At 62.7% G+C, this 12,512-nt stretch carries 8 protein-coding genes and 2 pseudogenes; 2 read left to right on the top strand and 8 right to left on the bottom strand.

The genetic code is table 11. The annotated features are described in order from the left end of the window. Position 1 precedes the first annotated feature (1 nt). Positions 2-1,015: an AAA family ATPase gene (locus H0921_RS02090; protein ID WP_194536356.1), complete on the bottom strand. Its 1,014-nt coding sequence runs from the start codon at positions 1,013-1,015 to the stop codon at positions 2-4. Between the two features lie 508 nt (positions 1,016-1,523). On the opposite strand from H0921_RS02090, the gene H0921_RS02085 reads away from it, so the two are divergent. Further along, positions 1,524-1,745: a hypothetical protein gene (locus H0921_RS02085; RefSeq protein ID WP_194536355.1), complete on the top strand. Its 222-nt coding sequence runs from the start codon at positions 1,524-1,526 to the stop codon at positions 1,743-1,745. A 167-nt stretch (positions 1,746-1,912) separates the two neighbouring features. Here H0921_RS02085 and H0921_RS02080 read toward each other — a convergent pair whose 3' ends face one another. The 6 genes and pseudogenes from H0921_RS02080 to H0921_RS02060 all read right to left on the bottom strand — a co-directional run bounded on the left by H0921_RS02080 (position 1,913) and on the right by H0921_RS02060 (position 7,779). Then, positions 1,913-3,412 carry a cytochrome-c peroxidase gene (locus H0921_RS02080; RefSeq protein WP_194536354.1) on the bottom strand — a complete coding sequence of 500 codons (1,500 nt, stop codon included), beginning with the start codon at positions 3,410-3,412 and terminating at the stop codon, positions 1,913-1,915. 272 nt (positions 3,413-3,684) lie between these two features. Next, positions 3,685-4,113, bottom strand: a pseudogene (locus tag H0921_RS02075) (AhpC/TSA family protein); the annotation flags it as partial. 15 nt (positions 4,114-4,128) lie between these two features. Then, a complete protein-coding gene (locus tag H0921_RS18105) occupies positions 4,129-4,260 on the bottom strand; it encodes a hypothetical protein (protein WP_261345438.1) in 132 nt (43 codons plus the stop codon). 298 nt (positions 4,261-4,558) lie between these two features. Next, positions 4,559-5,071, bottom strand: a pseudogene (gene purE / locus H0921_RS02070) (5-(carboxyamino)imidazole ribonucleotide mutase); the annotation flags it as partial. Further along, on the bottom strand, positions 5,068-6,450 hold the full coding sequence (locus H0921_RS02065; protein WP_194536351.1) for an apiosidase-like domain-containing protein: 1,383 nt from the start codon (positions 6,448-6,450) through the stop codon (positions 5,068-5,070). The pseudogene purE and the gene H0921_RS02065, both read right to left, overlap by 4 nt. Positions 6,451-6,690: 240 nt before the next feature. Continuing rightward, positions 6,691-7,779, bottom strand: coding sequence for a hypothetical protein (locus H0921_RS02060; RefSeq protein ID WP_194536350.1), 1,089 nt, complete (start codon positions 7,777-7,779; stop codon positions 6,691-6,693). A gap of 515 nt (positions 7,780-8,294) precedes the next feature. Between H0921_RS02060 and H0921_RS02055 the strand changes: the two genes are divergently transcribed. Further along, positions 8,295-10,679 carry a patatin-like phospholipase domain-containing protein gene (locus tag H0921_RS02055; RefSeq protein WP_194536349.1) on the top strand — a complete coding sequence of 795 codons (2,385 nt, stop codon included), beginning with the start codon at positions 8,295-8,297 and terminating at the stop codon, positions 10,677-10,679. Positions 10,680-10,776: 97 nt separating this feature from the next. Here H0921_RS02055 and H0921_RS02050 read toward each other — a convergent pair whose 3' ends face one another. Next, positions 10,777-12,378 (bottom strand): sulfatase family protein, encoded by a 1,602-nt coding sequence (locus H0921_RS02050; protein WP_194536348.1) that lies wholly within the window; start codon positions 12,376-12,378, stop codon positions 10,777-10,779. Positions 12,379-12,512: the final 134 nt, after the last annotated feature.

Raw genomic sequence — 12,512 nt, 5'->3', positions numbered from 1 at the left:
GTCAGGCGGCGGCCATCGTCCGGGCGGCTTGCTTGACCAGATCGCGGATGATCTGCTCCACGGTGATCCCTTCGCTTTGGGCGGCGAAGTTGAGGATCAGGCGATGGCGCAGGATCGGCGGGGCGACGGCCACCACGTCATCGCCGGAGACGTGATTGCTGCCGCGGAGCAGAGCATGGGCTTTGGCTGCCAGAATCAGGTTCATGCTGGCTCGCGGGCCGGCCCCCCAGGTCAGCCACTGATTGGCGAAGTCCGCCGCCTCCGGCGTGCCCGGACGGCTCAAACGCGTGATCCGGCGGGCGAAGGCATACACCTTGTCCGACACCGGCACCCGCCGCACCAAATGCTGCAACTCCAAAATGTCCTCCCCTGTCAGCACCGGCTCGATCTTCACCGTCACATCCGAGGTCTGCATCCGCATGATTTGCTCCTCTTCCTCGTCGCTGGGGTAGTCCACTTTGATGAGGAAGAGGAAGCGGTCGAGCTGAGCTTCCGGCAGGGGGTAGGTTCCCTCCTGTTCGATCGGGTTCTGGGTAGCCAGGACGAAGAAGGGATTTTTCATGGGGTGGTCGACGCCGCCGATGCTCACCTTCCGCTCTTGCATCGCTTCCAACAGGGCGGCCTGCGTCTTGGGCGGCGTCCGGTTGATTTCGTCCGCTAGCACGATGTGGGCGAAGATCGGCCCCGGCATGAACTTGAACATCCGCTCCCGCGTGACCGGATCGTCCTGGATCACTTCGGAACCGGTGATGTCCGAGGGCATGAGGTCCGGCGTGAACTGGATGCGCTTGAAAGTCAGGTCCAGGGCCTGGGCCAGGGTGGACACCATCAGGGTCTTGGCCAATCCGGGCACGCCCATCAGCAGAGCATGGCTGCGGCAGAAGATCGCCATGAGCAATTGATCCAACACCTGATGCTGCCCGATGATGATCTTGCCGATCTCCTGCTTTAGGCGGGCATGGGCCGCGCGCAGCTTCTCGACTCGCTCCAAATCGACTTTGTCCATCGTGCTCATGGTCGCTTCCGCTCCTCCCCGGACCGCCGCCGGTGTTCCAGACCCTGTCTCGCCATTTGGGGGAAGGGGCTAGGGCTATCCGTCCAGCCGCCTTCTGGTTCCGTGACCGACCGGTATCCCCCGTCCTCCCCCGCTCTACGCTTGCATCCTATCATACAAGACGAACCAAGGGGGGAAATCAACACTCATACAACTCCTAGACGGGGGAACCGAAGGGGGGAAATCAACCCTCCCCGCCAAAGACATCAGCAGATGAAGGCATTAACTCTCGCGGCTGGGCAGAGGATCGGGGGGTCGAGAGGGAAGGTTCCCGCCGGTTCAGAGTCAGCAGCGGCGGAGCAAGCTTTCATTCGGAAGATTTTCCGACCTGCCGCCAGTCCCCCTTCACCTTTTTTTCCCTCACCCTCCATTTTTTGACTTGATTCCCATCCGCGGATACGGCATGATCGTACCTGGCCCATTCCCGAAGGTCCCAATTAGCCAATCCTGGAACAGGGAGGTTCAAGTCATGATCCTTTCCAATCCCGCGGTGCTCTTGCCGGAGATACCCGAAGTGGATGCGAACGAGGTGCGGTGGGCCGTGGAGTATCTCACGCTGATGATCGCACGCGTTGGGGCGGATTCGGCGGTGGGTATGATTTTGCGTCAAGCCCGGCGGGAGTTGCAAAGCCTGCTGGCGGAGAACGGAGCGGAGACGGCAGTGATCGGCCCCCTGCGCATCGCGGCGTGAGGGGGAAGGCGCCGCTCCCTGAGACTTGCTCGATGAGACTTTGTTGGACGAAGTGGTAAGAGTCGTTCCACGAAAAGTGGGGGGAAGCGCTCTGGGCAAAGACGCGCTGGGCTTCCCCCGCGGAGTGAGGCATTGCGCTGGGTTCAGAACGTAGCGGCAGCCCGGCTCTACCACTTCACCTGGGGAAAGCGATTCGGGTCGGCGATGAGCGGGTCGAGGGGATCGCCGTTGAGGGCTTTCAGGAACAGGACCAGGTCCGCCTTTTCCTGGGGGGTGAGGCGGAGCTGGAGCGGGATGACAGGCCGACGGGCCGGGCCGAAGGTTTTGACCTGCGGATCAACGGCAGCTCCGGCGGCGCGAGCCTTCAGATAGGCCAACTCGGCGGCGGTGTCCCGCATCTTTTCGCTCAAGAAAGGATTGACGTTGCCGCCACGATCGTAGAAGTCGATGACCTCTTCCAGGGTCTTTTCGGTGCCGGTGTGCATGTAGGGGGCGGTGTGGAGCAGGCCGCGCAGCCCCGGCGTCTTGAATGCCCCATAAAGCTGGGGGTTTTTGTGACCGAGGAGCAAGCGGGCAAAGCGGCCGGCCTCGCTCGGCGGCAGGTTCCCCTGGCTATCCGCGCCGACCCCCAGGTTGTGGAACTCCCCGTCGGAGAAAGTCTCGCCACTGTGGCAGTTCGCGCAGCGGGCCTTGTTGAAGAAAAGATTGCGGCCATGGAGCAGGCGCTGGGCGATCTCGCCGATGCGGCCAGCGTCCTTATCCGGGTCCAGTCCCAGGTCCTTGAGGGCCGGCCCCTTGCGGGCGAACTCCTCTTTGAGCGCGGCGGCGTAATCCGCGGCGGTCAGCTCGAATTTGCCGCTTTCCTCCTCGATAACCCGCTGCCGCATCCGTGCCTCCGCTCGATCATGGAGCGAATTGCCGAGGAGCACGGTCCGCTCATAGGTGGCAATGGCCTTGGCGGCGGCATCCCGCGTCGGCAGGGTACCGAAGACCGCCTTGAACATGCGGACGTACTCCGGGTTGGCGCGCAGCCGGGCGACTGCTTCGTCCCAAGGGTCCGCCTTGCCCGCGAACATTTCCAACGGGTTCCCCACCGGTCCCTGGGCCTGATCTTCCAGCGAGGCGGCTCGCCCGTCCCAGAATTGCAGCTTGTTGTACGCCGCATTGAACACGGTCGGGGCATTGATCGGCCCCAATTGTCCGTTGATTCCGACCGAGGTCTTCCGCGCATCGGCGAACCCTTTGGACGGATCATGGCAACTGGCACAAGACACCGAGTTGTCCGTAGACAGGATCGGGTCATAGTAGAGCTTTTTGCCGAGAATCCATTTCTGCACGGTCATCGGGTTTTCCGCCGGCACTGGGGGGGCCTGGGTCAGACCAAGCGGCACCTTGATCTTGACCACACGCCGTTGCACCTTCTCGCCGCTGAGCGGGTCGACTGCTTCTTCCGTGGCTTCGTTCCAGAATTGCGGCAGGGCTTTCCATTCCGGCTGATTCTGGGTGACGAAGACGATCGGCACCTGATCCCGGAACGGCGTCATGGCCGTCTCATCGGGATGCTGGTAGTAGGTGTCCTTCTCTTGACTCCACACACGAGAGTGGGCCGCGAGGAGGGGGATCAGGCTCAAACAAGCCAGGGTAAGCGTGGGTGTCCTGTGCATCATGGCAGTCTCCAGATGAGGGAGAGGCAGGGAAGCCCCGCGGTACCGTTCTGAGGCCGGAGGGCAGCGCCATGTTCCCGTGGTGCTGTCCTCCAGAGAGTCGCTGGTATCATCATTGCTAGGCGTTTCCTGAGCGAGAGCAAGGCAGTGGCCATTGGTAAAACGCAGATGCCCTATTGGCCAGGCCGATGGATGCCGTGGTCCAGGGGATGGAATGCCGTGGTCGAGGGAAAGAAGCAGACGGGCCGGACCGAGGCAGGTGAAGGGGGAAGTGCCTAGCAGCTTCCCGTGGTTTTGGCTTGGCGAAGGGCGTCGAGGGCAGCGAGCAGAGCCGCCGCGCTGGGCCGGTCCGTCGGGTGGGCAGAACGGTAGGCGTAAAGCAAGGTGCGTTGGCGATCCAGGAGGAAGTCCCCGCCGAGTTGCAGGACATCTTCACCGGGTCGGGGCAGGCGGGGCCGGTAGCCGCGCAAAAGACTCCAGAGATAACCCAGGACCACCGGCGGCCACAGGAAAATCCAGGGGCGGGTGCGTTCCAATCCCAAGGCATGATAGAGTCGGCGTTGCGGGTCCGCCAGAACACGGACCTTCCACCGCTGGGCCGGCTGATAACGGGCCAACTCCGCCGGTTGGGACTGACTGACCACCGCCACGGAACACCCCCGTGCCGCAAAGTCTTCGACATGCCGGTCCACCTCGCCGAGGTGGGCATTGCACGCCGTTCACGTCAAATGCCGCAGAAAAATCAGCAGCAGGTACTCGCGGTCGAGCAAATCCTCCAGGCGGATAACTTCCCCCGCGGGCGTAAACAGTTCCAGATTCTCCACGGTCTGGCCAACCTGGGGTGCGGGCATGGGCGGCTTCCTCCGAGTTTCCCCGTGTTCCCTTGATCGCATTGTTCAGGGATCGGGTCTTGTGAGCCGAAACACGGGTCGAGTTATGGTTGAGTTAATTCATAGGCAGCACGAAGCAGGGTAAGTCGGCTAACCGTAGGGTAGCGAGGCGGCGAGTTTGCTCGGTCTCCGGGGATTTGTGCCCCACACGGCCCGATCAGGTATCCCTGGCTCCGCTGTTCGGGATGGGGGGAATGGGGGAGGGCGGCAGCTCGCCGGCCTGCTTCGCCGGGGACTCCGAAGCATCGGGGGTCGGCAGGCGGGGGTCGGGGTGGTCAAGGACCTGCTGGGTTTGCCGTTGGCGGTAGAGGTGCCATTTTTGGCGGAGTACGGGGTCGTGCCGGGCCAGAATGGCGACCGCGAGCAAGGCAGCGTTGATGGCGCCGGCCTTGCCGATGGCCAGGGTGCCCACGGGAACGCCCGCCGGCATCTGGACGATGGACAAGAGAGAATCCACGCCGCGCAGGATGGAGGATTCGATCGGCACGCCGAGGACGGGGATTGTGGTTTTGGCGGCGCACATACCGGGCAGATGGGCTGCTCCCCCGGCCCCGGCGATGATCACCTCCAGGCCGCGCTCTTCCGCTGTGGCGCTGTATTCCATGAGCAAGTCAGGCGTGCGGTGGGCGGAGACAACCCGGACCTCGACCGGTATGCCGAACTCCTGGAGCACGGCATAAGCGTGCTGCATGGTGGCCCAATCGGAACGGGACCCCATGATAAGCCCCACGCGCGGCGTCGCGGGTTGGGAGGTAGGAAGGACATCCGTCATGCTTGCACCACCAATAACCAGTCCTGCTCATCCGGAGGCACGAGCAAACCGCGGGGGCTGTTGTCCCGCCACGTCCCCTCGCGGGGGTTATACCAGCGGACCTGTTTGGGGTCGCTGACATGGAGGCGCACCTGGGCTTGGGCGCGCGGGGGGAAATAGACGACCGTAACTCGGCCATCCGCGGTCCGGGCGCAAGCCACGAAGGTGCTGGGGTCCTTCTCGGCACTCTGCTGTTGAACGAAGTCCGGGGCAGGGCGCAGCTCCGTCCAGGGGAGCGATTCCAAGAAGCGGCGCAGATAGCCCATCTGCGTAGCGCCGGGGAACTCCAGGGCTTCCTTCCAGGTTTTGGCGATGCCGGTGCCCTGGTGGTCGCGGGGTTCCTGGCCGCTTTCCGTTTGCCAACTCCACAAGCCGTGGGCGCCATAGGTCAGTCCTGCCGGCGGAGCGACCAGGAGGCTCCAATAGGCGGCCCGGCGGACATTCTCCGCGGAATGCGGCTTGCGGCTCTGGTAGCCGTTGTGCCCTTCGTAGGGCGGCTCCAGATTGATGATCGGCCGCTTGATCCCTGCCCAGCGCTGGCCGAATTGAGCCGGCGGGCCGGAATGCAACCACGCCCACGTCCTGCTGTCATCGCCGTGGCCGCTCTGGTAAGCCCAGATGTTGAGCCAGGTTTCCCCTTCCCAGTCTTTCCAGGGAAAATTCATGCCGGTGGGGTGGGTTGTGACTAGCAAGTCCTTGCGGGAGGCGAAAACCGCCCGGCCGATCCGCCGCCAGCGCTCCGCTTCCTTGCCCGTATAGCGGGCATCCCCCGCCAGGATGAACAGACAAGGGTACTTCTCGTAACGCTGGACCTGAAAGCGCGCCAACTCGATGACCTGCTCTTCGCTCAGGTCGAACCCAGCGTCCCCTTTTTTGTGCGCCCAGACCAGCACCGGCACCGCGAGCAGCCCCGCTTGATGGATCGCTTCGATCCGCTCGTCCAACTGCCGGAAGTAGGCCTCATTGGGAATCAGCCGCTTCCCTTCGAGACGGTAGGCCGTCCGCCCTTCGCGATCCGTCGGTGCCGTGCGCCAGGGACAAATCGCGTTGAACTGGATGGCCGTGAAGCCCTTCTTTTTGCGATCATTCAGGTAGGTACGCCAATCCTCCGCGGTGCTCAGGGCCGGTCCGCACCAGACCGTGTCGGCGAGGAAGAAGAAGGGGGTGCCGTCGGCGTGTTCCAAATGGGTGCCGCTGGCCGCAATCCGCAGCTTCCCATGCCGGAGGAAGGGGGACTCCGCGCTTGCCGCCGGCTGGCCCGCCGCCGGTAAAGACAGCCCCAGCACAAGAGCCAATCCCGTGCCGGCCCCAGCTAAGGACATGGACCGCCTGCCGATCATGGCCTGCCCTCCCACGGATGCCGCCGCTGGGAATGTCCCGGAGTCCGCGGGAAGCCCGGTGCTGAGTGCGAAGCCGTTCCCGCGACGGGGACAACCTTTGGGCATTCTAGCCGGCGGATTTTCCCGGTCGATAGGCCAGCGAATGGCGAAAGGGGAAGCCGTCCCCTCGCACAAGGGTCCCGTGCACGAACGTTTGAAGAGGGCGAATACGGTGCGGGGAAAAGGAGGACGATGAGGCGATCACTGGCTCACCACCGCGATGGAGCCGGTCTCGCAGATGTAGAGCAAGTTGCCGCTGCGGTTGTCCCGGAACACTTCGATGTTGTACTGCGTGGCCTTGTCGAAACTCCGTTCTCCTGCCCGGCGGGCACGCAAAGCCATACCGCCCAGCCAGGTAACGCCGCGTTTGCTGTCATCGACCTTCTTCTGGACGGCGGCGGCAAGAGCGCCCGTTTGGCTGATGTATAAGAGGTGCCCAGAGGCGGTGTTCGGGTCGGCATACACTTCGACACTGAAGCGGCGTGTGGTGTCGCTAAAAGTTTTCTCCTGGGCTGTGCGTACGCGCAGGATCAGGCCGTAGAGGGTTTGCGGATTTTTGACTTGATCCGAGGGAGCTGCCGCTGGCATGCTGGGAGAAGGAACGGTGGCGATGCTGCCGCTTTCCCCGACGATGCAGACGAGGCCGTCGGGTGTGTTTTCATCCCGGAAAATTTCAACTCCGAAACGGGGGGCGTTGGCGAAGTCGTTCTGTTCCGGTCGGCGGACAGCCAGGGAGAAGCCGTGCAAAAATTTCGGTCCGCGATCCGTGACCAGTCCTGCGGGGAGTGGGGCCAAAGCTACCGAGCCGGATTCGCAGATGTAAAGCAACTGCCGCAGGGCCAGGTCATGGAACACTTCCACGCCGTACTTGCGGGTCTTGGGGGTAAAGTCTTTCTCGTCGGCCTTACGGGCGTGGAGATCATGGGCGGTGAGCCATTGGCACTGGGGATTGCTTCCGAGGGAGGGGGCGGGAACCGCCGCGATCCAGCCTTTCTCGCTGATGGCCAGCACGACTTGGCGGGCAACATCGTGGTACAACTCCACGCCGATCCGGGGTGTTTTCTCAGTGAAATCCTTCTCGCCGCCAGGCCGGACTTTGAGATCATGGCCATGGAGAAATTTGAGATCCTGGCCTTGGGGAGGAGATTTGGGATCACCGCCAGGGAGAAGCTTTGGCGGGACCTTGGTGTCGCTGCTCGGTGGAATTGGCTGCTGGGCTGTGGACCAGGTTCCCCCCACGAATGCGGCACCGACTAGCATTAGCATGTAGCTATACCAGCGTCTCAGCATGATTTTTCCCCTCGTTTTCCGCGTGGAATGTCTTCGTGAAAGTTCTCCGATACGTCCCCCAGTTGCCGAACCGTTGGGACTCGCCTCCCCGCTCCGCACTCATGTCCAGGCCCGCGGCCAGTAAGCGGAGGCACGGAGGCCAACTCCTCATGTTGGTTCCCAGGGCGATGGGTGCCATCCTCAGCAAGGCGGGCGAACACAAGACGACTACGAACGGGGATCACTAACAGCCTAGCACACAAATGCGTTGACGTCCGGCGGTTTGTTAGCCGGAGGTTCTCCGCAGAATCTCGCCTTTCGGAAATGAGTCCGCAAGCCGGTTCCCACGATTCACCAACCGAGGCGATTCTTCCGTCCTCCCCGGCCATGTCTCGGCATCGTCCTGTGGCTCTGGCTCGCCAAGCGGTGCAGTGATCGGGGGGTGATGGTGACACCGAGAAGGTCAGGTAGGCAAGCGGGGCGGGGCTGCCGTATGATGGCGCTGGCCGGTCCTTGCTCCCACGGGAGAGTTGCAGATGCGTGGGTTCTGCCGTGCTGTCCTGGCGGTGCTCTACTGGGCGGAGGATCAATTCGCCTGGCTGTTCAACTATGCCATCTTCCCTTTGCAGATTCTGGTGATCCTGTTGGCCGCCTGGGGCGTGCTGGGGGCGGAGCTGGGGGTGGAGCGGCTCTTTTGGAGCGAGGACGTACTGGTGCAGTTCGGCAGCGGGGCGGCGGTGGGCATGCTCTTCGGCGTGGTGCTGTTTGTGTGGTATTTGTTGGACCGGCCGCTGCGGGCGCTGCGCTGGGTGGCTCGTCCCGGCTGGCCGACGCTGTTCCCCAGTGCCGATCCGGCTATCCGCGCCGTAGGGGCCTACTTGATCTGGGCGCTGCCGCTGCTTTTGGGGCTGCTCCTCGGCGGCAAACTGGCGGCTTTCACTCTCGGCGGAAGCGAACGCAACGGGCCAACCCTGCGGGACCATCTGGCCTCGCGCCACTATTTGCTCTGGGGGATACTCGGCTATGCTGCTACCCTCGGCCTGGGCTGGCTGCTCTTCGTTTTGGATGAACGGCTGGGCTTGCGCAACACCATTGCGCGCTCGGCGCTCTTCCGTCGCTTGGGCGGCGTGGTCCGGGGCCGCATTCCTCCCCAAGATGTCACCCTGCACGCCACCACCGTGTATCTGGTCCTGGTCGGCTGCCTCTTGCTCATGTTGGCGCTGGCCGCCCTCGTTTTGGTCCATGAATCGCACCCTGGTCAAGTCATCACCAGTCCCGTCCTCCTCGTCTGCTTGGTTTTTATCCTCTTGTCTTTGCTTTATGGCTATTGGTCCTTCCACATCCATCTGGGGACACTGACGTTGGTTGTGATTCTCGTGTTACTCTTTGTGTGGAACTCCGCCACGATCTTCCCGGAAGTGGAATATAAGCTCCAGATTCCCGGCCTGGAGGATTATTATTTACCGGCCCATCGGGTGAAATTGGAAGATTTACAAGACGGCTGGGTGGAGCAGGGGCGGGAGCTTTTGCCGCAGCCGTTGCTGGAGGATGAGGCGATTTTGGCGGAGATGCGGCGGCGGTGGCAGGCGCGCCATGGTACTGGTAGCAAGCCGAAGATCGTGATCATCGCGGCCAGCGGCGGAGGAGTGCGGGCTGCGGTCTGGACGGCGCGGGTCCTGGAGGGACTGCGGGAGGCGATGCCGGGCGGGGACCGGGTCGATTTTCGCGAACATGTGCGGCTCTTCACCGGCGCTAGCGGCGGCATGTTGGCTGCGGCCCTGGTGGCGGCCGATTGGGAAGACGATTGGCCGGACCGCGGACAACCCCAACCCACGGCAGCGGATCGCCGCCTCGGCTTAGGCCTCTATTCTGGCATTCTCGCCGAGCAATCCTTGCTGCCGACGTTCCAGACGGCCGTGTTGCGGGACTTCAGCAGCCATCTTTTCATTCCCCCCTGGCGAAGCGTGGCCTGGGATCGCGGCCGGGCCTTGGAGGAAAAATGGATGCTCAATGCCCGCGCCCGCGGCTTCGGTCCTCCTGGGCAGCGGCGGAGGGAACTGGAACACTTACGGCAGCAAGACCGACGGCTCTCCCCCCTCCAGCGCACCTTTGCCGATCTTTACCCGCTGGAATCCCAAGGCCGCCGCCCTTCGCTTATCTTGGCGCCCATGCTGGTCGAGGACTCCCGCCGCCTGCTCATCAGCAATTTGGACTTGCGGCAACTCGCCGTCGCCGGAGGAAGACTCGGCCCAAACGGCCACAACGGACCTCCGCTCGAAGAGCAGCCGCTGTCCCGTTCCGGCTTGGAATGCTTCAAACTGTTCCCTCTGGCGATGAGCCGCCTGGAGGTGGGCACGGCCGCCCGGCTCAATGCCACCTTTCCGGTCATTTCTCCCGCCGTGAGCCTCCCGACCCTTCCCCCCCGGCATGTTGTCGATGCGGGCTACTTCGACAACTACGGTGTGGACCTGGCGGTGATGTGGCTCGTCGCAAACCGCGAGGCGGTGCTGCGTCACTGCGGCGGCGTGGCCTTGGTGGAAATCCGCGCCTTTCCTCTCCAGCATCGCGGTCTCGACCTTGGACGTGAAGCCCCGGCGCAACCGGAAGCGGCCGGCCTGATTGCCGACACACTCGCTGCTTTGAGCGCTCCCCTCCGTGCTGTGCTCCGCGCCCGCGGCAACGTCGGCTATCACCGCAACAACGAACTCCTCGCTGTCGCCCAGCAACTCTTCCCCCTCGACCCGACCACGCGCTCCCCCTACTGGCGGCGCTTCGTGTTGGAACTGGATACCGAAGCCGCCCTGAGTTGGTACATCAGCGACGAGGAGAAACGCCGCATCAGCGAGGCCTTCCTCAGCGAACCGGTGCAGCAGCAAGTCCAGGCCTTGGTCCGCTGGCTCGGTGATGGGGGTGCCCCGTGAGGTACCCCAACGCGCTTCCGCGAGCTATTCCGAGAGTAATCCCCAGGGGCATACGAAAGCCGCCGCGGTAGACCCACGCGGCAAAGACATATCCGTGTCACTTCTTCTTCTTCGGCGGGAAGTAGAGGGCGCCGTAAGCCTCCTTGGGCAGCTCGTCGGGTTCTTTCAGCTCGCGGCGCAAGCGTTGCAGCTCCGCTTTCAATTCCCGCACCACCTCGGCATAAGCCGGATCGTCGTAGAAGTTCCGGGTTTCCAGCGGGTCCTTTTCGCGATCGAGCAGTTCCCATTCATCGACATCCGGCTTGTAGAAGTGGACCAGCTTGTAGCGTTCGGTGACCACCCCATAGTGAGGCCGAACACGGTGCGGCACGGGATACTCGAAATAGTGGTAATAAAAACTCTTGCGCCAATCGGCGACTGCCTGTCCGCGGAGCAGAGGCACGAGGCTGCGCCCTTGCATTTGGGGGTCCGCCGGCAGCCCCGCCGCTTCCAGGAAGGTCGGGGCCAGGTCTAGCAGGCTGGTCAGGTGCTTGTCCGCATGCCCCGCTTTGGCCACACCGGGCCAGCGGATCAATAGCGGCGTCCGCAGCGATTCTTCCAAAATGAAGCGCTTGTCGAACCAGCCATGCTCCCCCAGGTAGAATCCCTGATCCGAGGAGTAAACGACGATCGTCTTTTGTGCCAGATTATGGTCATCGAGATATTTCAACAAACGTCCCACAGATTCATCCACACCTTTCACACAACCCAAATAATCATGCATGTAACGGTTGTATCGCCAACGGATTAACTCCTTTCCGGTTAGCTTTTTTTCCAGAAAGGCTTTGTTCCGCGGTTCGTAGTAGGCATCCCAGAGACGGCGCTGCTCCGGCGTCAGGTTCGGCGGGGGCTTGAGCTTGGCGTCCAAATCGGTGAAAGTGCGTGCTAAAGTCATGTCCTGGTCTCGGATCGCTTGGCCGTGGCCGGAATAATCGTCAAAGAGCGTCGGCGGTTCGGGATACTGCCGGTCCTGGTCGTGCCCCAAGTGGCGTAAAGCCGGCGACCACTCCCGGTGCGGCGCCTTGTGATGGACCATCAGCAGAAAGGGCCGGGATTTGTCCCGCTTTTCTAGCCATTCGAGGCTCAAGTCGGTGATCACATCTGTGACGTAGCCGCTCTGCTGCACGCGCTGACCGTTGCGGATCATCGGCGGATTGTAATACAACCCCTGGCCGGGCAGAATGTGCCAGTGGTCGAAACCCGTCGGGTCGCTGACCAAGTGCCACTTGCCGATGAGGGCGGTCTGATAGCCGGCCTTTTGCAACAGCTTGGGGAAAGTCACTTGGCTGCCATCGAAGCGGCTGTTGGTGTTGTTGTAAAAGCCATGGAGATGGGAGTATTTGCCCGTCAGCACCGTCGCCCGGCTCGGACCGCAAATGGAATTGGGCACTAAGCAGCGGTCGAAACGGACCCCTTCGCGGGCCAAGCGGTCGATGTTCGGCGTGTCGATGAGCCGTCGAGGATCGCCGTAGCAACTGATCGCCTGATACGCATGGTCATCACTGAAGATGAAGAGGATGTTGGGCCGCTCAACGAGGGAAGCCTGAGGTTGGGAGGAAGCCTGAGGGGTTGGCGGGTCCGCTTCAGCAGCTCGGAGCGAGCCTGTTCCCATCACGGTCAGAAGTAAAAGTCCCGCACCGACAACCTGGCGGTAGTTCATGACTCATTCCCCCGGAGGTGGAAAGCGAAACAACAGCTTAGGGCGCTGGGCGCGCCTCAGTTTACCCGGACTCGGAGGGATGTCAACGGCGCGGATCACGCCGGGCGAGGGCATACTCCCTTGAGCGATGCGTC

This window comes from Thermogemmata fonticola (genome assembly GCF_013694095.1).
In the GTDB taxonomy this organism is placed as follows: Bacteria; Planctomycetota; Planctomycetia; order Gemmatales; family Gemmataceae; genus Thermogemmata; species Thermogemmata fonticola.
This window is presented reverse-complemented; position numbering and strand designations above follow the sequence as displayed.